Genomic DNA, 21,115 nt, shown 5'->3' with positions numbered 1-21,115 from the left:
GACAGGGTGCTCACTTCAAGGTTCAATTCGTCACCCATCAGACGCGCTCGTCGATCTGGCGCGACAGGATCGCTGAAAATTCGTCGGCAAACCCCTCCAGGCGCTGGGCCTGTTTGTTCACTTCTGACGTGAATTTGTTGTAGAAAATAGTCGCCGGGATGGCGGCGATAAGGCCGATGGCCGTGGCGAACAGCGCTTCGGCGATACCAGGCGCGACCACGGCGAGCGATGTGTTCTTGGACGCCGCAATCGCCTGGAAGCTCGACATGATGCCCCAGACGGTGCCGAACAGGCCAACGAAGGGGCCGGCCGAACCGACCGTTGCCAGCACCAGAAGCCGGCGCTCGAGCCGCTCGACCTCGCGGGCGATGGAGACGTTCATCACCTTGTCGATGCGCATCTGCAGACCGGTGAAGGAGCGCGCCTGGCTTTCGAAAGACCGCTTCCACTCGCGCATCGCCGCGACGAAACACGCCGCCATCGACTGCGTCGGCTTGGCGGAGAGCGCGCGGTACAGATCCTCGATGGACTCGCCGGACCAGAAGGCCTGCTCGAACCGGTCCATCGCGCGGCGTGTGCGCGCATACAGGAACATCTTGTCGATCGCGATCGCCCAAACCCACACCGAACAGCCCAGCAGTCCCAGCATGACCGCTTTCACGATCCAGTGGGCCTGCAGGAACAGCGCGATCAGCGAAACGTCGGATGAAGCCAGCGGCAGGGCTGACTGCGCCACATCGGCCGGATTCATGAACGGTATCCTCTCAACGCAAAAATCCTCAATTTGCCAGCGACTTGCTCATCGCTGCCGCGGCCACGCATCGCGCGCGGCGCGGAACGCCAGTGCAATGTTCTTGTTGTGTCGCATGGAGGGCTTGTCCGAAGCCGAGCCCTAAATTCCCTGCCAACATGTCAAAACAAGGGCTTGCACGCGTTTCTGCGGCTTTTACCAGACGCCAGTCATGGTTAATGCGGAGTTACCAAAGCGTGTTTTGGCGGAGAAATGAAGCGGTATTCGCTTGTTCGTGAAGGGCGCGTGACAAAGCAAAACCGCCCGCCTGAATGATCAGACGGGCGGCGATGTCGGCATCGGGCGAAGGGGGCGCTACCGCCTGACGCCTATCAGTTCCGGGCTGTTAGCCCTGCGGCTGATTGTTATCCGATGGCGGGGTCGGCTTCGGGCGGTGCTGCGCCATGAACTGGTCAAACTCTTCCTTGTCCTTGGCGTGACGCAGACGATCGAGGAAGTTCTTGAACTCGTGCTGTTCTTCCTCAAGGCGGCGCAGGGTTTCGACGCGATATTCGTCGAAGGCGCGGTTGCCCGAGGTCGGCGGGCCGAAGCCGAAGCCCGATCCGAAGCCTGAGCGCTCCATGCGGTTGCGCATCCGCTCCATCTTGTACTGCATCCGTTCCATCTTGTTCTCGAAACGGCCGTTACGATCCCAGCAACCCATTTTTCTGCTCCCGAGTGTGAAGAAGAGAAGTGCGAGGCCAACCGGCCACCAGATGATAAAACCAAGCACGATCAATACGATGTGCCATGGTGAGCGCATCTGGTAGGACACCCGATCATCGGCGGGTGGACCCCATCGATTGTAATCTGCAGCGTTGGCCATTTTCCTCTCCATCAGCGGCACCATGCCGCTTGTGAATGTAAATAACATTTACATACGTAGCTCACGGCCGGATTTTGTCAAGGCGACCGCAAGGGGAGCGCCGCGAATTATTTTGGGGCGGTTCCCCAAGGACCCGATTTGGGCGCTGTAGATGTGTCGGACTTGTGGACGTTTTGGTCGGTTGGAAAGCCCAGTCCGCGCAAATAAATCAGCGCGCCGGCCTCCAGCAGGTCGTCCGGCGACATCGGCAGCTTGCGCCGTGCGGCATCGCCGCGGCCGAACAGCGAGGCCACGCCATGCGCCAGCGACCAGATATGCAGCGCCATCATCATCGCCGGTGGACGCGTCACACCGGGCGGCGTCAAGGCGGCCAAACGTTCTGCCGCCGCACGGATCACACCGAAGGCACGTTCTCCCGCCGCGGCCAGTTCAGGACTGGAATCTACGGGGATTCCGGATTCGAACATCGCCGAATAGAAGGCCGGTTCAGTGCGGGCGAAAGCGAGATACGCCTTGCCGATCCGCTCGAAAGCCGTGACCGTATTCGGACGGCCATCATCCCACGCCGCCGTCAGCACCTGCTCGAACTGCTCGAAGCCACGCTGCGCGATGCTGGCGAGGAGATCGTCGCGATCACGGAAATGGCGATAGGGCGCGGCCGCGCTGACGCCGGCCGTGCGCGCGGCATCGGCGAAGGTGAAGCCCGCAGGCCCCTTCTCCGCAATCAGCCCCAGTGCCGCCTGCAGCAGGGCCTCTTTCAGATTTCCGTGGTGATAACCGCGCTCGCCGCGGCTGTCTTTGCGCCAGCTCATGTGAAGGGCTTTAACATGAGCCGGGCCAAAAGGTCACACCAAAACGGTGTGACCGGCGCAAATTCCCTCAACAAATCAACGCCCGCCGCATGCGGAAATCCTGCGGCAGGCATGCGGCTGTGTTGCGACACGACCGTTTCATGCCCGTCACAGTGATTTGCCTCAGCCGAGCCGCTTCGCGGTGGTCTGCATCTCCTCGAATCCCGAGGCGACGGCCTGCACGTCCTCCGGATAATCGGCCATTTCCTGCACCTGGCGGATCTCGATCACCTCGTTGGGCGTCGCCGGGCAGCGACTGGCCCAGGCGATGGCCTCATCGCGCGAGGCGACGTCGATCATCCAGTAGCCGCCGAGCACTTCCTTGGACTCCGCGAACGGCCCATCGGTCACCACCGGCTTGCCGGATGGAAAGGACACCCGCGCACCCATCGATGGCGGGTGCAGTCCATCGCAGGTGATCAGCACGCCGGCATCCAGCAGCGCCTTGTTATAGGCCATCATCGCGGCGACGCGCTCGACGTCCTCCGGCACGGTGCCCGGCGCCGCAGTCTCATAGCCGCCGGGGATCATCAGCATCATGAATCGCATGGTCACTATCCCTATTGATCTCGTCGCTTATTTCTTCGCGGCTTGCGCGCGCAGACGCTCTTCCTTCTCGCGCAATTCGGGTGTGAGGGCGTCGCCGAAATCCTCGGCCGCAAACACCTGACGGATCTCGATCTCGTCGCCGGCCGCGAACGGCGCCCGCTTCATCCACGCGATCGCCTCGTCCTTCGAGGCGACGTCGATCAGCCAGAAGCCCGCTATCAGATCGCGCGTCACATCGAACGGCCCCTGCTTCACCACTGGCTCACTGCCGGTAAAGGTGATGCGCGCGCCTTTCGACGTCGGGTGCAGCCCCTCGCCGGCCTGCATCACGCCGGCATTGCACATCTCCTCATTGAACTTGTCCATCGCGGTCAGCAGTTCCGTCGTCGGCATCACGCCGGCTTCGGTGTCCTTGTTCGCATGCACGATCACCATGAAACGCATCGGTCTCTCTCCGTTGGAAGGTTCGACTGCAAGGATGACGAAGCAGCTTTTGCCAGTCCGACATGACCGGTGAAATTATTTCAGACGTCATGACCAATAGATTTTTTCCTTCAACCATGGTCAGCGGCAATCCCGCTGCGAAATTGGGCTATGATGCTGCCCAATCGGCCTGGTCCAGGCTTCTACAATTACCGGATCACAACTGGCCGCCCGTGTGGCTCTCCCGGAAACGCAATCATCGCTCAACAGCATTTCGAATGATCGACTAGCGCGACGCCCGATCATCTTTCAGCGCATCTGCGAATTCGGTCACGATTGCCTTTATCAGGCGGCCGCTGAATCTATCCTTTTGCCACAGCGCCGTCATCTCGACAGGAGATGGCTCCCACCCCGTCAGGACGCGAACAAGCGCACCGGATGTCAGTGCGGCTTCAACCAAAAAGAATGGCAGGTTGGCAATCCCGAGGCCCGCAATTGCTGCGTCCACCAATATCGTCTGCCGGTTGATCGCAAAGCCGATTTTGGGATGGACAGTTGCAGTCACGCCTTTGTCGTTTCGCAGGTCCCATTCGACCAGATCGCGACGGATCGCAAGCGCGGGAATTTCCCTGAGGTCCTGCGGCTCGTTCAAACTGGAGTGCGCCGATAAAAAGTCCGGGCTGGCGACCAGCACTCTCGGCAAGGTGGCAATTCTCCTGAAGACCAGTTCGGAGTCCGCGACCGGCCCCATCCGAACCACCAAGTCATATCCTTCCTCAATCAGCGACACTCTGCGATCGGCAAGCGTTATCTCAATCGTGACATCGGGATGTCTGACTCCGAACCGGATCAACGCAGGCGCAAGCACTGCAGTGGCGATATCGGGCGGCAAGGAAAGACGAATGTTGCCCGACAGGGCTGCGCGCTCGTCCTGAACCTCGGCTACGGCCTCTTCAGCGAGCGAGAAGGCCGCACGGCTTCGTTCGAAAAGTTGCTGCCCCTGCTCTGTGAGCACGACGCCCTTTTTCGTCCGCCGGACGAGTCGGACGTTCAAGGTATTTTCCAGCACCGACAGTCGCCGGGACAGCGTCGCTTTCGGAATGCCCGTCGCACGCTCGGCCGCCGCGAGCCCTCCCGCCTGGACGATGCGGGTGAATAGCGCAAGGCCGTCGAAATCTCCGAAGATTGTCATGTTCCATTTATGAAACATGATGAGGTCATTTTTCAAGTCTGCCGCAGGCTTTGTTTCATTTCTACCCTTATGGGCGAGCAATGACGCTCTTTGAGCCAAACGAGGTCAGATCATGCCCAAGTACTTCACCCCGGAAAATTCCGCGCTTCTGCTCATCGATCATCAGATCGGCACGATGCAGTTGATCAAGAACATCGACGTCGCCCGGGCCAAGCGCATGTCGCTGGCACTGGCGAAAACAGCGAGCATCCTGAACATTCCAACCGTCCTGACGTCGAGCCAGGAAGATCGCCTGCAGGGGCCGCTGTTGCCGGAGCTGCAGGAGATCCTGCCAGACGCCTTCAAAGCGCGCGTCAAGCGCGAAGGCATCGTCAATGCCTGGACCGACGTCAACTTCAAGGCAGCGGTGGAAGCGACGGGACGAAAGAACCTGATCATGGCCGGCGTCACGACCGACGTCTGCCTCGTCTTCCCGGCGATCGATGCGGTGACCGAAGGCTACAGCGTCCAGGCAGTCATGGACGCTTCCGGGTCTCCATTCGAGCTCTCCGAGGATATGTCCCGCCGGCGCATGCAGGATGCTGGCGTTGTTTTAACAGCAACCAACACGATGATCGCCGAGCTCGCTCAGAACTGGGGCACGCCCAATGGGCAAAAGCTCATCCAGTTGCTGTTCACCGAGGTCCTTCCGCCGATCAATCCGTAACGACATCGCGCCCGCCGAAGCTGGAGCCTCATTGGTTCTGATTGAAGCAGAACCGGGCTCCAGCTTTTTGTTTGACGCGTTTTCTTGACGCGAACCGGCATCCACTTCGCTCGAAAACGCGATAAGGAGAAAAAACATGACCTCAGCACCAACCATCGCAGGGATCGGTGTCGTCTCGCCCGAAAGCCATCAGGTCCGGTCGCAAGGGCCATTCCAGTTGCGTCGAATCCATCCCGGTATCTCTCTGGGACAGCCAAATGACGCAGGCTTCGGCGGGCTTGGCGTTATCGACCACGCCCGGCTGCAACCCGGCCTCGTCGTGAGGATGCACGAGCATCGCAATGACGAGATCATAAGCTACATGCGCGCAGGCCGCATGCAACACACCGACTCCGCCGGAAAGAGTGAACTTATATCGCCCGACCGGTTGATGGTGATGAACGCAGGCCGCGGTTTTCATCATGAAGAACGAGTTGTCGGAGACGACCAGATCGAAATGCTGCAGATTTTCGTTCGGCCTGAGGCCGCAGACGAAGAGCCAATCGTTCAATTTGTCCAACTCGATGAGATCAAGCGAAACGATCAATGGCGGTTGCTGACCGGACCGAAAGGATCCGACGCCCCGACCTTCGTACGTCAGGCCGTCTATTTGTACGATACCCACTTATCGGCAGGTCAAAGTATCGACCTCCCGTCCAAACCCGGGTTCGATCGTTGGCTATATGTTTTTCAGGGCAGAATATCTGCGGGACAGCACGACGTCGGAACACATACCGCGCTGATGCTTGCCGCGGATCAGGCCGAGATGAACGTTACCGCCGTCCAGGAAACGGACCTCGTTGTTTTCCTCGTCGATCGGAACGCGAAGTTCTCGCGTGGAGGAACTATCAGCGGCTGATCCGAATGGATGGTTCGGATCTTGTCCGCGCTCATATGATTGCGACCTTACGACGCCTGCTTCTGGAATACCCCATCCCTGTATGTCGCGCCGAAATACACATCGATCGACCGGATGAGATCGCCCTCGAAGCCGAAGACTTCGGTATTGCGAAAGCTCTTGCCGTCCTTCGCCACGCAACGATAGGTCACGAAAGCCGTATCGCCATCGACGGCGATACGCTCAAGATCATGCTGCGCGATCCAGTCGGCGACACGCCAGCAGCGGGCGAAATAGGTCGCCTTGTCGATCCCGTCATCGAACGGGCTCGTAAAGGTGAAGTCGTCCGTGAACGCATCTTCGACGGCCTTGCGGTCATTGCGCAGATAGGCTGCAAACAAGTCTCGGATGATCCTGGCCTTGTCGGCACTCATGATGCTCACTCCTCCGGAAACATGTGTGCGTACGGCTCCGCCTCCTTCACCACCCGTGCGAATGATGGACGCGCCAGCAACCGGCCGAGATAGGCGGAGACGTTGCGATGCGCGTCTCCGAACGAATGCACCTTGTTCGCGTAATAGAGCGCCGGCGCAGCCGCGCAGTCGGCGAGCGTGAACGCTGTGCCCATCGCCCACACGTTCGTCGCCATCTGCCTGTTGATCATGCCGTAGGACGTGGTGAGCTGGGCCCGCGCCATGGCGACGCCATGCGGATCCTTCTTGTCAGCCGGCACCAGACGGTCGCCGACGATCTTCTGCGTCGGCGTGTGCACATAGAGATCATAGAAGCGGTCGCGTAACCGCATCTGCAGGCCGGCGTCGCCATCGGGGATGAAACGCGTGCGGCCGGGAAAATGCCGGTCGAGAAACTCGATGACGATGGAGGACTCCGGCACGATCGCGCCGCGCTCATCATCTTCCAGCACGGGGAATTTGCCGATCGGCCACAGTTGCAACAGCGCCGCGCGCTCGGCTTCGTCGCCGAGATTGACCATATGCGGCGTAAACGGTGTGTCGTTCTCGTACAGAGCGACCAGCGTCTTCCAGCAATAGGACGACAGCGGATGGAAATGCAGTGTGAGGGACAAGGGAACCTCCTGTCAGGATGGATGAAATACATCGCCGCTGCATGAGCCTGGCGAATGACGTCAACCAAGGACGAATGGGCTCGACGCGTCCCGACAAGTATCGGCCTATTTTCGCGACAGGGGAGCCAAAATCCTTCCATGCGGGCCTTGGACATATTCAGAGCTCGAAAAGTAGAACGATACTAAGCTGGCAGCCTGTGGAAATGGCCATTTGCCGTTCACACCGCTTCACGCGCGCGTTACCGACTTAGCTGAAAATTAGCTAAGGAGCGTAAGCGTGGCCATTTCCCAAACCTCACAGCGACTCTTCGGAGCGTCTATCGCAGTTCTTATGACCTTCGCGATCGAAGCTCCGGCGCAGGCGCAGAGCCAGCTTCCTCCCGTCGTTGTCGAGCAGGCCAAACCGCGTGCCACGCCGGCACGTCCGCAGCGGTCACAAGCGGCGCACTCCGCCGCCAGCCGTCGAACTGCAGCGCGGGGGTCGACGGCGCCGGCCGCGACCGCCGCTCCGGCTGCTGCGGCTTTCGAATCCGGCACGGGTCCGGTCCAGGGTTATCTCGCCGGGCAGAGCACCACCGGCATGAAGACCGACACGCCGCTGCGCGAGACCGCACAATCGATCTCGGTGGTGACCGCCGACCGCATGACCGATCAAGGGGTCACGAATGTTCAGGAAGCCATACGCTATGTGCCCGGCGTGCTCGCCGACCCCTATGGCATGGACTCGCGCGGCGACTATCCGCGCGTCCGCGGTCAGGACCCCAACATCTTCCTCGATGGCACCCGCGTCGTGAACACCTTCAAGTTCGGCGAATGGCGGCAAGACCCCTATATGCTGGAGCGCGTCGAGGTGTTTCGCGGCCCTTCCGTGCTGTATGGCGACACCTCGGTGGCAGGCCTGATCAACCTGATCTCGAAACGGCCGCGAGCAGAAGGCTTCAATGAGATCGGCGTGCAGTTCGACAACTTCGGACGCAAGCAGATCCAGTTGGACACGACCGGCAAGCTGACCAAAGACGGCGACTGGCTCTATCGTTTCGTCGGCGTGTTCCGGGACGGTCACTTGCAGACCGATTTCACGCCGGATGACCGCATCCTGCTCGCCCCGTCGCTGACCTGGCGACCGACCACCAACACCAACTGGACCATTCAGGGCTTCTACCAGAAGGACAAGTCGAGCACGGGGACCGGTTTCATGCCGCATGAAGGCATGCTCTATCCCGGCCCGAACGGCCTCATTCCCATCACCCGTTTCACCGGCTATCCCGGCTACGATCTGTACCAGGTCGAAACCTCCGGCATCGGAAGCATCTTCGAGCATTCCTTCAACGACGCGGTGAAGTTCACGCAGAACCTGCGCTACACTCATATCGAGAGCATCTATCGCACCGGTTATTCGGACAGCTTCTCGAACCCCGCCAACCCCTACCTCGATCCCGATCGCCGGACGGTTGCGCGGTTCCTGGACAATCAGGAGACAACCCGCGACCAGATCACCATGGACAACAATCTGCAGTTCAAGTTCCTCACCGGCCCGGTCAGCCACAAGGTGCTGGTGGGCGCCGACTATCGCGAGATCAATGAACGCAGCCGCACCGGGAGCGCCTTCGATCCGACTCCGTTCGATCTCTATGCGCCGGTCTACACGACGACGATCGCGCCCGAACTGTTCGACGATCCGCGCGTCCGGCAGAACCAGCTCGGCCTCTACGCGCAGGACCAGCTCCGCGCGGGTCCATGGCTCGCAACCCTCGGCATCCGGCAGGATTTCGTCGGCAATCGCGTTGTCGGCAGCCCCGACGAGGACACGCGGGCAACCACCGGCCGCGCCAGCCTGATGTATGAGACGCCGTTTGGCTTCAATCCCTATGTGACCTATGCGACGTCATTCAATCCGGTATTCGGTGCCAATGTCTGCGCCGGTATCTGCAAGGCGCAGCGCGGCGAGATCTACGAGGTCGGTTTCAAATACAATCCGTTCCCGGGCACCGCGATCAATGGCGCGATCTTCGACACTGTCGAGAAGAACCGGCTCGCCTCGGACCCCACCAATCCATTGCTGTCCATCCAGACCGGTCAGGTCCGCATCCGCGGCGCCGAGCTGGAAGTCATCACCAAGGTGACGCCGGACCTCAACCTGATCGGCGCCTATACTTATCTCGATGCCAAGGTCGAGAGCGGCGACAATGCCGGCAAACACGTCGAGATCGTGCCAGAGCAGCAGGCGTCACTGTGGGGCACCTATCGGCTGTCCGCGCTCGGCCTGCGCGAGGTCACCATCGGCAGCGGCGTGCGCTACATTGGCGTTTCCTGGGATGGCACCGACACGCTGCAGACGCCGGATTACACGCTGTTCGATGCCATGATCAAATACGAGACCGGTCCGTGGCGGCTGCAGATCAATGCCAGCAACCTCGCCGACAAGCGCCACATGACCACCTGCCTCGCCCGCGGCGACTGCTTCCCGGGCATGGGGCGGACGGTGCTGGGCTCGGCGACCTATCGGTTCTGAACTCCGCACGTCATCTGATCGAAGAGCGGCCGGGCTTGTCCCGGCCGTTGTCGTTCTCTAAACAGCCTGCAATGATCAAGACGATAGGGCAGGACATGACCAAGGCTGACGGCAAGGAACAGATTCGCAGGGTTGCACTCGTCACCGGCGCCGCGCGCGGCATCGGCCTTGCCGTGGCCAAGCGTTTTCTTGGCGAAGGCTATCGTGTCGCGCTGCTGGATATCGAGCGCGAGCTGCTCGACGCCAGCGTCAAGGCGCTGAACGATCCCGACAACACGCTGGCGCTGCATACGGATGTCTCCGACGCCGCTGCTGTCGACAAGGCCTTTGCCGCCACGCAGGCCCGCTTCGGCCGGCTCGATGCACTGGTCAACAATGCCGGCATCGCGAATTTCAAGCCTCTGCTCGAGACGACGCTGGAGGAATGGGAACGCATCATGGCCGTGAACCTCACCGGCCCGTTCCTGTGCACCAAGGCGGCGGCCCCGCTGATGCGCGAGCATGGCGGCGGCGCCATCGTCAACATCGCCTCGATCTCGGCGCTACGCGCGTCCACCCTGCGCGTTGCCTACGGCACCAGCAAGGCCGGCATCATTCACTTCACCAAACAGTCCGCCGTCGAGCTCGCGCTGCTCGGCATCCGCGTTAATGCGGTGGCGCCGGGCCCGGTGGAAACCGCGATGGCCAAGGCCGTGCATACGCCGGCAATCCGCGCCGATTATCACGATGCGATTCCGCTCAATCGCTACGGCGGCGAGGACGAACTCGCCGACGCGATCTTCTTCCTGTGCAGCGACCGGTCGAGCTATATCACCGGCCAGATGCTGGCGGTCGACGGCGGTTTTGACGCCACAGGCATCGGCCTGCCGACGCTGCGGCGCGAGGGCATCAACGGCTAGCGAAAGTCAGTGCCCGGATGACGCGCAGCATCATCCGATTACACGACTTCCGGTTTCGCGCACCTCCGCCAGCTTAGAGAGATACTAATTCCAGACTAATTGTATGACACCCCGGACGTCTTTCGGCTGTGTCGCTGCGTGATAAGTCGCCTGCATCACTTGGTAATGGGGTGCGGGCAAATGACATTCAAATCTTCCACACATCTGGGATGGCTGGTCGGGACGGCACTGCCGATGCTGGCGTTGATCACGACGCCATCGCAGGCGCAATCGCCGCAAGGCAGCACGGCATTGCCGGCCGTTGTGGTGGATCAACCCGTTCGACCGGCCGCGCGTGCGCGCGCGACCCGCCCATCGACCGCACGCGCGCGTGCAACGCGCCAGGCTGCGGCACGCAACAATGCGCCGGTTGCGGCTGCCATCGCGGCTCCCGGCGTTCGTGCCGAGACCGCCACCGGCCCGGTGCAGGGCTATCTCGCCAATCGCGGCATGGGCGGCACCAAGACCGACACGCCACTGCGCGAGACGCCGCAGTCGATCTCGGTCGTGACCGCCGATCGCATCACCGACCAGGGCGGCCTGTCCGTGCAGGAAACCCTGCGCTATGTGCCCGGCGTGACCGCCGATCCGTTCGGCGGTGATGCCCGCGGCGACTACACATTGATCCGCGGCCAGGAGCCGAGCCGCTATCTCGACGGCATGCAGGGCTCGCGGCTCAGCCAGGTGCTGGAATGGCGCCGCGATCCCTATGCGCTGGAGCGCATCGAGGTACTGCGCGGGCCGTCGTCCGTGCTGTATGGCGGCTCGTCCACCGGCGGTGTGCTCAACGAAGTGTCGAAGCGCCCGCAGGCCGAATCCCGTAACGAGATCGGCGTGCAATATGGCTCCTTCGACCGCAAGCAATTGCAGATGGACTCCACCGGCAAGCTGACCAAGGATGGCGAGTGGCTGTATCGCTTCGTCGGCGTGTTGCGCGACTCCAACTCGCAGGTCGACTACGTGCCGAACGACCGCATCCTGCTGGCGCCGTCGCTGACCTGGCGCCCGACCAACGACATCTCCTGGACCGTGCTCGGCAACTACCAGAAGGACAGTTCCAGCTCGTTCAGCGCCTTCCTGCCCATCGAAGGCGTGCTGAAGCCTGGCCCGAACGGCTTCATCCCGGTCAACCGCTTTGCCGGCGAGCCGAATTACGATCGCTACAACATCACCACCGGCGGCGTCACCAGCCTCTACGAGCAGAGCTTCGGCGATGTGCTGAAGATCAAGCAGAGCTTCCGCTACAGCCACACCGACGGCGATTACGCCATCATGTATCCGGACCTGTATTCCAACCCGACGAATCCATTCCTGGATGCCGGCCGGCGTACCGTGCAGCGGATCTACTACGCCCGTCAGGCCGCGAAGGACGCCTTCACCTCCGACAGCAATGCCGAGATCAAGCTGCAGACCGGCGCGGTGTCGCACAAGGTGCTGGTCGGCATCGACTATCTCGGCCTGCACGAGAAAACCCGCAGCGGCACCGGCCTCGATCCGCGGCCATTCGATCTGTATGCGCCGGTCTATAGTAGTTTCTCCGCGTCGCTGACCGACGATCCCCAGGCACAGCAGGGCCAGACCGGCTTCTATGCGCAGGACCAGATGCGGCTGGGACCATGGCTCGCACTGCTCGGCGTGCGGCAGGACTATGTCAGCTATAGTATCGAGGGACTGCCCACCCAGAACGACAGGGCCACCACCGGCCGCGCTGCGCTGATGTACGAATTGCCCTTCGGCGTGACGCCCTATGTGTCCTGGGCGCAATCGTTCAATCCGATTTTCGGCGCCGGCACCTGCGCCACGTTCTGCAAGCCGGTTCGCGGCGAGCAGTATGAGGTCGGCGTCAAGTACAATCCGTTCGCCGGCACAGCGATCAATGTCGGATTTTACGATACCACCGAGAAGAACCGACTGTCCGGCGACCCGTCCAATCCGATCTTCTCGATCCAGACCGGCCAGGTGCGGATCAAGGGCGCCGAACTGGAAGTGCTGACCAGCGTCACACCCAATCTCGACCTGATCGGCGCCTATGCCTATACCGACGCGCGGATCGAGTCCGGTGACAATGCCGGCAAGCGCGTCGCCAGCGTGCCGCAGCAGCAGGCATCATTGTGGGGAAAATATCGCCTGGCATCGCTCGGCCTGCCTGAGGTCACCGTCGGCGCCGGCGTACGTTACATCGGCGAATCCTGGGACGGCATCGACGTGCTGCGCACGCCGGACTACACGCTGTTCGATGCCGTGGTGCGCTGGGACAACGGCCCGTGGCGGCTGCAGTTCAATGCGACCAATATTGCCGACACCCGCAACATCGCCACCTGTCTGTCGTTCGGCGACTGCTTCTACGGCATGGGCCGCACGCTGCTGAGCACCGCGACCTACCGGTTCTGAGGCGAACCGGTACCCACTTCGCTCGAAAACGCTCAGAGAACGCGGAGCCCCAGCATAAAAAAGGCCAGCGCGCCGGTGGATGCCGCCGTGCGCACGTGGTTCCAGCCGGTCCAGACCGACAGATAGCGCGTCCACAGACTTGCAGTCTCGGCGCTGTCGGCGGGCGCGGCAGCGAGCGCGTCGTTCAGCGGCACGTTGAAGACAACGGTGACGAGGAAGGTACCGACGGTATAGAGCAGCGCACCCGTGACGAGATAGGGTGACGCCGGATGCGACCAGTTCAGCACCGCGATCACAGCGATGACGACGCAGAGCAGCACCGTGCCCATGAAAGCGGTGAGGAACAGCGGGCTGAGAATCGTGCTGTTGATCGACTGCATCGCGGCAATACCGGCCGGTGCCGGCAGCTTGCCGAGCGCGGTCATCACCGTGACCGAGAATACGAAGAACAGCCCGGCCATCAGGCCGGAGCCTATCGCTGCCGCAAATGTCAGGCCGAACGACATTCGTCCCATCCTCACCTCGACCCCGTCGGCGCGCAGCCTAGCAGTTTTACTACTCCGCGAGCTGCGGCGAAAGTTCGCGCGGGCGTAGCGTGGCGATACTGACGGCAAGCGCACCAACCGCCGTGCAGGCGATGGTCGCCACCATCGGCAGCGAGGTGCCGTCGAAGAACAGGCCGGACACGCCGATCATCACGCCGCCACTGACCATCTGCAGCGTACCGCCCAAGGCGGAGGCGATGCCGGCGATGGGGCCGTGGTTCTCCAGCGACAGCACCATGGTGGACGGGATCACCAGACCGAGGAAGGCGAAGGACACGAACAGCAGCGGAATCAGCACGGCAAGGCTGGTGAAACCGGCCAGCGTGAGCGCCAGCAGCACGACTGCGAAAAACGCATAGGCCGACACCGCCGCCATCACCACGCGGCCCATGCCGAAGCGGCCACCGAGATAGCCCGCGAATTGCGAGGCGCCGATGAAGCCGATGGCGTTGACCGAGAAAGCCAGGCTGTATTGCGTCGGCGTCAGGCCATAGTGCCCGATATAGACGAAGGACGACGTCGCCAGGAACGCAAAGAAGCTCGCCATGCCGAGACCACCGATGAAGGTGAGCCCGAGGAAGTGCCAGTCGCGCAAAAGCTCGCCGAAGCTGCCGAGCACATTGCGCACGCTGCCCGAGATGCGCTCATGCGCGGGGCGCGTCTCCGGCAGCAGCGAGGCCACCAGCACAAGGGCAATGACGGCTGCGATGGTCGTTGCGACGAACACCGCACGCCAGCCGAACGGCACGATCAACGCGCTGCCGCCGAGCGGCGCGAGAATCGGTGATACCGAGAATACCAGCATCACCAGCGCCATCAGTTTCGTCGCCTCAGGGCCGGTGTGCAGATCGCGAATGATGGCGCGCGGGATCACGCCCATAGCGGCGGCGCCGAGACCCTGGATAAAGCGGAACGCAATCAGCCAAGCCACACCCGGCGCCAGCGCGCAACCGATCGAGCCGGCGATGAACAGCGTCAGCCCCGCATAAAGCGGCGCCTTGCGGCCATAGACGTCGGACAGCGGGCCATAAGCGATCTGGCACAGGCCGAAAGCAATGAAGAACGCAATCAGCGTCATCTGCGTCGCCGAGGTCGTGGTGTGCAGGTCGGCGGTGATCGCGGGCAGCGCCGGCAGATACATGTCGATGGCAAAGGGACCGACGGCGGAGAGCAGGCCGAGCACGACGGCGTTGCGGGTAAAGGCGGACATGGGATTTTCTTTTCTTGTTCAACGTGGCCGCGACGCATCTTCGATCGCTGATCGTGACACGCCGGCTGGGATGAGGAGCAAGGCACAGCCTCTCACAACACCAATGATCTGACGGGGCGCCTTGTAGCGGAAGCGAGCCCTACACGCCAATCAAGCGGTTGGCATCGTGCCCCGCCCCTCACCCGCCGCGAAGACGCGGCGGCCTCTCCCCGCGCAGGTGCGGGGAGAGGTAAGAAAGCGGCGTACGCCTCATATCACTCCATCGCGCAGTTGATCATCCAGGGCGCACCGAATTTGTCGACACACATACCAAATCCCTTTGACCAGAACGTGGCGCCGAACGGCATCTTGATGGTGCCGCCCTCGGACAATGCCGCGAAGACCTTGGCGCCATCTGCAGGATCCTGGATCTGCAGACAGACCGACATGCCCTGCATCTTCTCGAAATAATCCGGCGGCGCGTCCGAGGCCATGATGACCTCGCCATCGACCGAGATCTGGCCATGCAGCACCTTCTTGGCCATCGACGGCGGCATCTGTTCCGCCGCGGGCGAGCCTTCCACATGCATGATGACGTCGATCTTGGCCCCGATTGCCTTCACATAGAAATTGAGGGCCTCTTCGCAATTGCCGTTGTAGTGAAGATAGGGATTGACCTGCATCGCTCTTTCCTCCGGTTAAAGACTTTGGGGTCGGATCGGGATCATCGCGCGCATAGCGGGATCGCGCAGGTACAGCCCACCCCATGCCATCACGCCGATGTAAAAGCCAAACAACAGATGCGTGAACAGCGGGCTGTCGACGCGCAGATGTGTCGCCATCGCGCCACCGAGCAGCCCGGTGAGCAGAATGGCGCCGAAAACGGACGTGCGCGGGATCGCGTAAAACAATGCGCAGAGCAGCGTGAGAACGCCAAGGCCGCGCGCCTGCGCCATACTGCCGCTATAGCCGAGCTGCTGCATGGTCTCGGTAACCTCCTTGATCGGCACCAGCTTGATCCCGCCATCCATCACAAGAAAGAGAATGACGAGGCCGCTGAGAATGCGGCCGATCCAGAGCGCGGTACGGGAGACGGGCATGAAATGGGTCCTGTGGTTCGAATAGCTGCCGATGTCTCAAAGACGAGCGGCATCGACGTAATCCGACACCGCCATAGAAATTATTCGCGGTGTGCTTTCTTCCCTCCCCCCTTTGCGGGGGAGGGTGGCGCGCAGCGCCGGGAGGGGGGTGCCACACACGCCATCGCTTGTGGTTACCCCCCTCCCCGGCCCTCCCCCGCAAGGGGGGAGGGAGCAGAAAGCGTCTCGCCCGTCTTTCGTTTGCGGCTACTGTTCGGCGGCTTGCTCTCCAGCATCAGCCGGTCGAGATGCATCCGGATGTGATCGGCCTCCGCCGACGTATTGGCCAGCGCGATGGCGCGGTTGAAGCTTTCTCGCGCTTCATCGTTGCGGCCGAGCTGCATCAGATAGGCGCCTTGCACCCCGAAGAAGTGGAAATAGTTCGAGAGCTTTGCGGCCAATGGCGCGATCATCTCCAGCGCGGCTTCGGGACCGCGCACTTTCGAAACCGCCACCGAGCGGTTGAGCGTGATCACCGGCGACGGCTGCAGGATTTCCAGCGAGCCATAAAGCAGGTCGATCTGTGCCCAGTCGGTGTGTTCCGGTTTCGCCGCGCGGGCATGCAACGCGGCAATGGCCGCCTGGATCTGATAGGCGCCGGTGCGGCGATGGCGCATCGCCTTGTCGATCAACGCCAGGCCTTCGGCGATCATCTTGCCGTTCCACAGCGTGCGGTCCTGATCGTCGAGCAACACCAGCGCGCCATTGGCATCGAAGCGCGCCGCCGAACGGGCATATTGCAGCAGCATGAGCGCTGCGAGGCCCATGATCTCCGGCTCAGCCGGAAACAGCTTGAGCAGCAGCCGTCCCAGGCGGATCGCCTCCTCGCATAATGGCGCGCGCAGATCGATACTTTCGCCTGACGCCGAATAACCCTCGTTGAAGATCAGATAGAGCATGGCGGCCACGGCAGCGAGACGCTCGCTGCGCTCCGGCGCGCCGGGCGTCTCGAACGGCACATTGGCCTTGGCGACGGCAGATTTGGCGCGGGTGATGCGCTGTTCCATCGCGGCATCCGAGACGAGGAACGCGCGGGCGATCTGCTTCACCGTCAGGCCCGAGACGATCCGCAGTGCCAGCGCAATCTGCTGCGTCGCCGGGAGTTGCGGATGGCAGCAGATGAACAGCAGCCGCAGAATGTCGTCGCGATAATGCGAGCCATCGAGACGCTCGGCGAGTTCGCTCTCGGCGTCATCCAGATCGGATATCGCGTGGTCGTCCTCCGGCAGCGGCTGCTGCTTCGCGCCACGGCGGATATCGTCGATAGCGACGTTGCGACCGACCATGATTAGCCAGGCCGCGGCATCGCGCGGCGGCCCATTTTGCGGCCAGGTCTTCAGCGCGCGCAGGCAGGCGTTCTGGAACGCCTCCTCCGCGGTGTCGAGGTTACGGAAATAGCGCAGCAACGCACCGAGCGCCTGGGGACGCGCCGAGGTCAGCGCCGCATCGATCCAGGCGACATCGGTCATGGCTGGAACGCTCCGTGGAAGACGCCGATCGGGCGAATTTCATAGGCGCCGCCGGGATTGGCGCGGCCGAGTTCCCCGGCAATCTCCAGCGCGCCGTCGAGATTTTCTGCCTCGACGACATAGAAGCCGAGCAACTGTTCCTTGGTTTCAGCGAAGGGGCCGTCCAGCACCACCGGCGGCTCGTCCTTGCGCAGCGTTGTCGCCGCGGTGGTCGGCAGCAGTCGCGCCACGGGACCGAGCCGGCCCTGCTGCGCGAGCTTGCCGTGCACAACGGCAAGCCTCGCCATCACGGCGTCGTCTTCGTCCTTCGACCAGCCGCCGACAACGGCTTCATCATGGTAGCAGAGGATGGCGTAAAGCATGGGGTCTCCTTGGATGAAAGACGGTCGGCATCGTGCGATCCCGACAGGTTAGCGGAAATTATTGTTGGGAGCGCGGCGACGTGGAACACGTCATGCGGAGGACCGGCATAACAGGCCGACCGCCTTCAGCAGGAACGCCTCCAGCTCTGCGCGCGGAACACCGGCACGGGACCGGATCGAGAGCATATTCAGTATCCCGGACGCCATCTGCGACAGCGTGGGAACATCGATCGTCTCCGGCAATTCGCCGCGCGCGACGGCGGTCTTGAAACACCAGCCAAAGGCGTCATCGAGCTCGACAAAATTTTCGCGCATCATCGCGCCGATCTCCGGATCGGCGATAGCGTCGGACGCCACCGTCATGACAGCAAAACAGCCGCGCGGCGCGGTATCGCCTGTGGTGTAGATGTCGAGTGCCGCATCGAAGAACCGGCGCAGCCGCTCCCGGATGTCGATATCGGCCTTGAAGATCTCGATGACCCGGACGGTGTAGTCGTCGCGATAGCGCTGGTAGCTCTTGATATAAAGCGCGCGCTTGTCGCCGAAGGCGCCGTAGAGCGACGGCCGGTTCATGCCGGTCACTTCGCTGAGATCGTCGAGCGACGTCGCCGCATAACCGCCTTTGCGAAACAGCGCCAGCGCCTGCCCGATCGCCACATCGGGCTCATAGGCGCGTGGCCGGCCGCGGCGCTTCGGCTCGGTGGCCACCTCCGGCTTCGCCACGACGACGGGCTTTTTCTTTTTTTGTACCATTTCGCATTAAATCCCTTGACCGAATTTATATTATGCGAGACGGTACGAAAATCAACCGGCGGACAGGTCGTAACAGTCCGCTATCTCAAGGAGGCTTCCATGGATCTGTATTTCTCCCCGATGGCCTGTTCGATGGCCACTCGCATCGCGCTGTATGAGGCCGAAGCCGGCGCCGATGCTCGGTTCTTCGAGGTCGATCCACTGAACAAGGAGGTGCGCAACGACGGTTCGGATTTCCGCGACGTGAATCCGCTCGGTCTGGTGCCGACGCTGCGCACCGACGATGGCGTCATCCTCACCGAGAATGCTGCGATCCTGCAGCATGTCGCCGACTGGTTTCCGCACTCCCCCATCGCCGCGGGTTCGGGCATCGACCGCAGCCGGCTGCAACAGTGGCTATGTTTCATCGGCACCGAGCTGCACAAGGGCCTGTTCGTTCCACTGCTGGCCAAGAAGGCCCCCCCGGAGATGAAGGCCTATGCACTACAAAGCGGGTTGTCGCGGCTGACCTATCTCGAAAACCATCTCACCGGACGCGACTTCCTGCTCGACAGGTTCAGCGTCGCCGACGCCTATCTTGTCACGGTGCTGAACTGGACGATGGTGTTGCCGGAGATCGATCTGAACAATTGGCCGGCGATCAAGGCCTATCACAAGCGCCTGCGCGAACGGCCGAGCATCGTGCGCGCGGTGACTGAAGAGTTCGAACTGTTCAAGGCCGAACAGGAACGCCACAAAGCGGCGGCGTGATCACGCCACCGCGCGGCGGCCGATAATTGCAAAGCGCAGTCGGCTGGAAATCCAGTCGATTGCCGCCACGGCGACCAGGATCATCAGGATCAGAAACGAGACCTTCTGCCATTCCAGCACGCGGATCTGCTCGGCGAGCTGAAGACCGATGCCGCCCGCGCCGACGATACCGATGATGGTGGCGGAGCGGGTGTTGGACTCGATGAAATACAGCACCTGACCGGCAATCACCGGCAGCACTTGCGGCATCAGACCGAAGCGAATTTCATGCAGCGGGCTGCCACCGGAGGCGCGGATGCCCTCGACCTGCTTCTTGTCGGCGGCTTCGATGGCCTCCGAAAACAATTTGCCGAACGCGCCGAAATCCGAAATCGCGATCGCCAGCACGCCGGCAAACGGGCCGAGACCGACGACGTTGATCCAGACCAGCGCCCAGATCAGCGTATCGACGCCGCGGATCGAATCCAGAAACCGCCTGACCGGAAAGCGTAGCCATGCCGACGGAATGACATTGCGTGCCGCGAGCAGGCTGACCGGCAGCGCGAACACCGCGGCCAAAGTCGTGCCTAGCAAGGCGATCGACAGCGTCTCGCCCATCGCCTGCAGATAGGCAGGCAGCGACGAGCCGGGATCCGGCGGGATCATCATCATGGTGATCCAGCCGAGTTCGCGCAGGCCGGTCCACATCCGCGCCGGCGAGAAATCGAGTTCATTGAGCCCGAAGATGAAAAGCGCCAGCGCCGCGACCAGGATGGCGGGCACGCCAGCGCGCGAGGCCATCGGGCGGTTGAAGACATCGGGATAGCGCCCGCGCAATGCGGGGGTATTGATGTCAGGCTGCCTGTTCATGATCTGGCTTCCTTGCCGAACAGACGGCCGCGCAGCCAGCCCGTGCCGATGTCGATGACGAAGACCGTGACGATGATCATCAGCAGGATCGCACTGACGTCGGAATAATAGAACTTTCTGACAGCAACGACGAGTTCCTGGCCGATGCCGCCGGCGCCGACGAAGCCCATCACGGAGGCACCACGCACATTGATCTCGAAGCGCAGCAGCGTGTAGCTCGCAAAGCCCGCCGCGACCTGCGGCAACACGGCAAAGCGCATGCAGTCGACCCAGCCCGCACCGGTCGAGCGAATGCCTTCCACCGGCTTCATGTCGATATTCTCGACGATCTCGCCATAGAGCTTGCCGAGCGCCCCAACGCAGTGGATCGCAATGGCCAACACGCCGGCCATCGGGCCAAGGCCAAAGGCGATGACGAAGATCAGCGCGAACACGATATCCGGCACGGTCCGGCAGAATTCCATGAAGCGGCGCACGGCAAAGCGCAGCGGCACTGAGGGCGCAGTGTTCTCGGCCGCGAGAAAATTGAGCCCGAAGGCCAGCACAGCACCGATCAGCGTGCCGACATAGCTGATCAGCACGGTCTCGCCGAGCAGCGACAGCCACTTCTTCCAACCCCAGAACCATTCATTGACGTCTGTCCAGACCCGGGTGCCGGCTTCGAGCGTGAAGATGCGATCGAAATAGCTGCCGAAGTTACCGATCTTCTCGATGAAGGTCCTGAGATTAACCTCGGCGCCCAGCGCCGCGACGAACAGCGCTGCAAAGCAGGCCACCACGACGAACAGCGTGCGCAACCGCCGGCGCGCAACCGCCTTGCGGTAGGCATCGTTCAGCGCAGCGAGCTGCGGAGCCGGAAGGATGGAAACGGCGGCGGACATGATGTGCGGGCCTATCTAGGATCAAACACAGAAAAG

The 21,115-nt window shown here is 62.0% G+C and carries 23 protein-coding genes; 6 read left to right on the top strand and 17 right to left on the bottom strand.

Annotated elements, in window-relative coordinates; all coding sequences use genetic code 11:
* Nucleotides 1–37: 37 nt before the first annotated feature.
* The 6 genes from tolQ to AB8A50_RS26680 form a co-directional block, all read right to left on the bottom strand.
* The gene (tolQ, locus tag AB8A50_RS26705; protein ID WP_089261977.1) at nucleotides 38–751 is read right to left on the bottom strand and encodes a protein TolQ; all 714 of its coding nucleotides are present in this window, start codon (nucleotides 749–751) and stop codon (nucleotides 38–40) included.
* Between the two features lie 385 nt (nucleotides 752–1,136).
* Nucleotides 1,137–1,616 (bottom strand): DUF2852 domain-containing protein, encoded by a 480-nt coding sequence (locus AB8A50_RS26700; protein WP_089263604.1) that lies wholly within the window; start codon nucleotides 1,614–1,616, stop codon nucleotides 1,137–1,139.
* Between the two features lie 107 nt (nucleotides 1,617–1,723).
* Complete coding sequence (locus tag AB8A50_RS26695; RefSeq protein ID WP_439079490.1) at nucleotides 1,724–2,428, bottom strand: TetR/AcrR family transcriptional regulator; 705 nt, start codon at nucleotides 2,426–2,428, stop codon at nucleotides 1,724–1,726.
* A 162-nt stretch (nucleotides 2,429–2,590) separates the two neighbouring features.
* The gene (locus AB8A50_RS26690; protein ID WP_439079489.1) at nucleotides 2,591–3,016 is read right to left on the bottom strand and encodes a YciI family protein; all 426 of its coding nucleotides are present in this window, start codon (nucleotides 3,014–3,016) and stop codon (nucleotides 2,591–2,593) included.
* Nucleotides 3,017–3,043: 27 nt separating this feature from the next.
* Nucleotides 3,044–3,460, bottom strand: coding sequence for a YciI family protein (locus AB8A50_RS26685; protein WP_439079488.1), 417 nt, complete (start codon nucleotides 3,458–3,460; stop codon nucleotides 3,044–3,046).
* A 265-nt stretch (nucleotides 3,461–3,725) separates the two neighbouring features.
* Nucleotides 3,726–4,712 carry a LysR family transcriptional regulator gene (locus tag AB8A50_RS26680; RefSeq protein WP_244528360.1) on the bottom strand — a complete coding sequence of 329 codons (987 nt, stop codon included), beginning with the start codon at nucleotides 4,710–4,712 and terminating at the stop codon, nucleotides 3,726–3,728.
* A 31-nt stretch (nucleotides 4,713–4,743) separates the two neighbouring features.
* Here AB8A50_RS26680 and AB8A50_RS26675 point away from each other — a divergent pair, with 31 nt between their 5' ends.
* Nucleotides 4,744–5,337, top strand: coding sequence for an isochorismatase family protein (locus tag AB8A50_RS26675; protein ID WP_093759408.1), 594 nt, complete (start codon nucleotides 4,744–4,746; stop codon nucleotides 5,335–5,337).
* A 136-nt stretch (nucleotides 5,338–5,473) separates the two neighbouring features.
* Entirely contained in the window at nucleotides 5,474–6,235 is a 762-nt protein-coding gene (locus AB8A50_RS26670) for a pirin family protein (protein ID WP_093759409.1), read from the top strand.
* Between the two features lie 47 nt (nucleotides 6,236–6,282).
* Here AB8A50_RS26670 and AB8A50_RS26665 read toward each other — a convergent pair whose 3' ends face one another.
* Both AB8A50_RS26665 and AB8A50_RS26660 read right to left on the bottom strand, forming a co-directional pair.
* On the bottom strand, nucleotides 6,283–6,648 hold the full coding sequence (locus tag AB8A50_RS26665; RefSeq protein ID WP_092139185.1) for a nuclear transport factor 2 family protein: 366 nt from the start codon (nucleotides 6,646–6,648) through the stop codon (nucleotides 6,283–6,285).
* A 5-nt stretch (nucleotides 6,649–6,653) separates the two neighbouring features.
* On the bottom strand, nucleotides 6,654–7,301 hold the full coding sequence (locus AB8A50_RS26660) for a glutathione S-transferase family protein (RefSeq protein WP_439079487.1): 648 nt from the start codon (nucleotides 7,299–7,301) through the stop codon (nucleotides 6,654–6,656).
* A 331-nt stretch (nucleotides 7,302–7,632) separates the two neighbouring features.
* Between AB8A50_RS26660 and AB8A50_RS26655 the strand changes: the two genes are divergently transcribed.
* From AB8A50_RS26655 to AB8A50_RS26645, 3 genes are all read left to right on the top strand, one after another.
* The gene (locus AB8A50_RS26655) at nucleotides 7,633–9,813 is read left to right on the top strand and encodes a TonB-dependent siderophore receptor (protein ID WP_439079486.1); all 2,181 of its coding nucleotides are present in this window, start codon (nucleotides 7,633–7,635) and stop codon (nucleotides 9,811–9,813) included.
* Nucleotides 9,814–9,884: 71 nt separating this feature from the next.
* Nucleotides 9,885–10,712, top strand: coding sequence for an SDR family NAD(P)-dependent oxidoreductase (locus AB8A50_RS26650; RefSeq protein WP_439079485.1), 828 nt, complete (start codon nucleotides 9,885–9,887; stop codon nucleotides 10,710–10,712).
* Between the two features lie 180 nt (nucleotides 10,713–10,892).
* The gene (locus AB8A50_RS26645; RefSeq protein WP_439079484.1) at nucleotides 10,893–13,142 is read left to right on the top strand and encodes a TonB-dependent siderophore receptor; all 2,250 of its coding nucleotides are present in this window, start codon (nucleotides 10,893–10,895) and stop codon (nucleotides 13,140–13,142) included.
* A 32-nt stretch (nucleotides 13,143–13,174) separates the two neighbouring features.
* On the opposite strand, the gene AB8A50_RS26640 is transcribed toward AB8A50_RS26645, so the two are convergent.
* From AB8A50_RS26640 to AB8A50_RS26610, 7 genes are all read right to left on the bottom strand, one after another.
* Entirely contained in the window at nucleotides 13,175–13,657 is a 483-nt protein-coding gene (locus tag AB8A50_RS26640; protein ID WP_120288527.1) for an anthrone oxygenase family protein, read from the bottom strand.
* A 40-nt stretch (nucleotides 13,658–13,697) separates the two neighbouring features.
* Entirely contained in the window at nucleotides 13,698–14,897 is a 1,200-nt protein-coding gene (locus tag AB8A50_RS26635; RefSeq protein WP_439079483.1) for a multidrug effflux MFS transporter, read from the bottom strand.
* A gap of 254 nt (nucleotides 14,898–15,151) precedes the next feature.
* Nucleotides 15,152–15,559 (bottom strand): VOC family protein, encoded by a 408-nt coding sequence (locus tag AB8A50_RS26630; protein WP_068733526.1) that lies wholly within the window; start codon nucleotides 15,557–15,559, stop codon nucleotides 15,152–15,154.
* Nucleotides 15,560–15,574: 15 nt separating this feature from the next.
* Entirely contained in the window at nucleotides 15,575–15,976 is a 402-nt protein-coding gene (locus AB8A50_RS26625) for a DoxX family protein (protein ID WP_439062269.1), read from the bottom strand.
* 173 nt (nucleotides 15,977–16,149) lie between these two features.
* Nucleotides 16,150–17,484 carry an RNA polymerase sigma factor gene (locus tag AB8A50_RS26620; protein ID WP_439079482.1) on the bottom strand — a complete coding sequence of 445 codons (1,335 nt, stop codon included), beginning with the start codon at nucleotides 17,482–17,484 and terminating at the stop codon, nucleotides 16,150–16,152.
* Nucleotides 17,481–17,846: a YciI family protein gene (locus tag AB8A50_RS26615; RefSeq protein WP_439079481.1), complete on the bottom strand. Its 366-nt coding sequence runs from the start codon at nucleotides 17,844–17,846 to the stop codon at nucleotides 17,481–17,483. Before AB8A50_RS26615 ends, AB8A50_RS26620 begins: the two co-directional genes overlap by 4 nt.
* 90 nt (nucleotides 17,847–17,936) lie before the next feature.
* Nucleotides 17,937–18,599 (bottom strand): TetR/AcrR family transcriptional regulator, encoded by a 663-nt coding sequence (locus AB8A50_RS26610; protein WP_439079480.1) that lies wholly within the window; start codon nucleotides 18,597–18,599, stop codon nucleotides 17,937–17,939.
* A 99-nt stretch (nucleotides 18,600–18,698) separates the two neighbouring features.
* On the opposite strand from AB8A50_RS26610, the gene AB8A50_RS26605 reads away from it, so the two are divergent.
* A complete protein-coding gene (locus AB8A50_RS26605; protein ID WP_231077995.1) occupies nucleotides 18,699–19,349 on the top strand; it encodes a glutathione binding-like protein in 651 nt (216 codons plus the stop codon).
* Here the strand turns inward: AB8A50_RS26605 and phnE (AB8A50_RS26600) are convergent, their stop codons facing one another.
* Entirely contained in the window at nucleotides 19,350–20,198 is an 849-nt protein-coding gene (phnE, locus tag AB8A50_RS26600) for a phosphonate ABC transporter, permease protein PhnE (RefSeq protein WP_439079479.1), read from the bottom strand. It lies immediately after the preceding gene.
* The gene (gene phnE / locus AB8A50_RS26595; protein ID WP_439079478.1) at nucleotides 20,195–21,079 is read right to left on the bottom strand and encodes a phosphonate ABC transporter, permease protein PhnE; all 885 of its coding nucleotides are present in this window, start codon (nucleotides 21,077–21,079) and stop codon (nucleotides 20,195–20,197) included. Before phnE (AB8A50_RS26595) ends, phnE (AB8A50_RS26600) begins: the two co-directional genes overlap by 4 nt.
* Nucleotides 21,080–21,115: the final 36 nt, after the last annotated feature.

This window comes from Tardiphaga sp. 841_E9_N1_2 (assembly GCF_051811065.1).
Taxonomy (GTDB): Bacteria; Pseudomonadota; Alphaproteobacteria; order Rhizobiales; family Xanthobacteraceae; genus Tardiphaga; species Tardiphaga robiniae.
The sequence above is the reverse complement of the archived record's forward strand: the minus strand, read 5'-3'. Positions and strand labels throughout refer to the sequence as shown.

Excerpts from the sequence above, each read along its gene's own strand:
- AB8A50_RS26615 (WP_439079481.1), bottom strand. The coding sequence starts at position 17,846 with ATGCTTTACGCCATCCTCTGCTACCATGATGAAGCCGTTGTCGGCGGC.
- AB8A50_RS26655 (WP_439079486.1), top strand. The coding sequence starts at position 7,633 with ATGACCTTCGCGATCGAAGCTCCGGCGCAGGCGCAGAGCCAGCTTCCT.
- phnE (WP_439079478.1), bottom strand. The coding sequence starts at position 21,079 with ATGTCCGCCGCCGTTTCCATCCTTCCGGCTCCGCAGCTCGCTGCGCTG.
- AB8A50_RS26670 (WP_093759409.1), top strand. The coding sequence starts at position 5,474 with ATGACCTCAGCACCAACCATCGCAGGGATCGGTGTCGTCTCGCCCGAA.
- AB8A50_RS26640 (WP_120288527.1), bottom strand. The coding sequence starts at position 13,657 with ATGGGACGAATGTCGTTCGGCCTGACATTTGCGGCAGCGATAGGCTCC.
- tolQ (WP_089261977.1), bottom strand. The coding sequence starts at position 751 with ATGAATCCGGCCGATGTGGCGCAGTCAGCCCTGCCGCTGGCTTCATCC.
- AB8A50_RS26675 (WP_093759408.1), top strand. The coding sequence starts at position 4,744 with ATGCCCAAGTACTTCACCCCGGAAAATTCCGCGCTTCTGCTCATCGAT.
- AB8A50_RS26605 (WP_231077995.1), top strand. The coding sequence starts at position 18,699 with ATGGATCTGTATTTCTCCCCGATGGCCTGTTCGATGGCCACTCGCATC.
- AB8A50_RS26625 (WP_439062269.1), bottom strand. The coding sequence starts at position 15,976 with ATGCCCGTCTCCCGTACCGCGCTCTGGATCGGCCGCATTCTCAGCGGC.
- AB8A50_RS26645 (WP_439079484.1), top strand. The coding sequence starts at position 10,893 with ATGACATTCAAATCTTCCACACATCTGGGATGGCTGGTCGGGACGGCA.
- AB8A50_RS26620 (WP_439079482.1), bottom strand. The coding sequence starts at position 17,484 with ATGACCGATGTCGCCTGGATCGATGCGGCGCTGACCTCGGCGCGTCCC.
- AB8A50_RS26635 (WP_439079483.1), bottom strand. The coding sequence starts at position 14,897 with ATGTCCGCCTTTACCCGCAACGCCGTCGTGCTCGGCCTGCTCTCCGCC.
- AB8A50_RS26685 (WP_439079488.1), bottom strand. The coding sequence starts at position 3,460 with ATGCGTTTCATGGTGATCGTGCATGCGAACAAGGACACCGAAGCCGGC.
- AB8A50_RS26690 (WP_439079489.1), bottom strand. The coding sequence starts at position 3,016 with ATGCGATTCATGATGCTGATGATCCCCGGCGGCTATGAGACTGCGGCG.
- AB8A50_RS26630 (WP_068733526.1), bottom strand. The coding sequence starts at position 15,559 with ATGCAGGTCAATCCCTATCTTCACTACAACGGCAATTGCGAAGAGGCC.
- AB8A50_RS26610 (WP_439079480.1), bottom strand. The coding sequence starts at position 18,599 with ATGGTACAAAAAAAGAAAAAGCCCGTCGTCGTGGCGAAGCCGGAGGTG.
- AB8A50_RS26650 (WP_439079485.1), top strand. The coding sequence starts at position 9,885 with ATGATCAAGACGATAGGGCAGGACATGACCAAGGCTGACGGCAAGGAA.
- AB8A50_RS26700 (WP_089263604.1), bottom strand. The coding sequence starts at position 1,616 with ATGGCCAACGCTGCAGATTACAATCGATGGGGTCCACCCGCCGATGAT.
- AB8A50_RS26665 (WP_092139185.1), bottom strand. The coding sequence starts at position 6,648 with ATGAGTGCCGACAAGGCCAGGATCATCCGAGACTTGTTTGCAGCCTAT.
- AB8A50_RS26695 (WP_439079490.1), bottom strand. The coding sequence starts at position 2,428 with ATGAGCTGGCGCAAAGACAGCCGCGGCGAGCGCGGTTATCACCACGGA.
- phnE (WP_439079479.1), bottom strand. The coding sequence starts at position 20,198 with ATGAACAGGCAGCCTGACATCAATACCCCCGCATTGCGCGGGCGCTAT.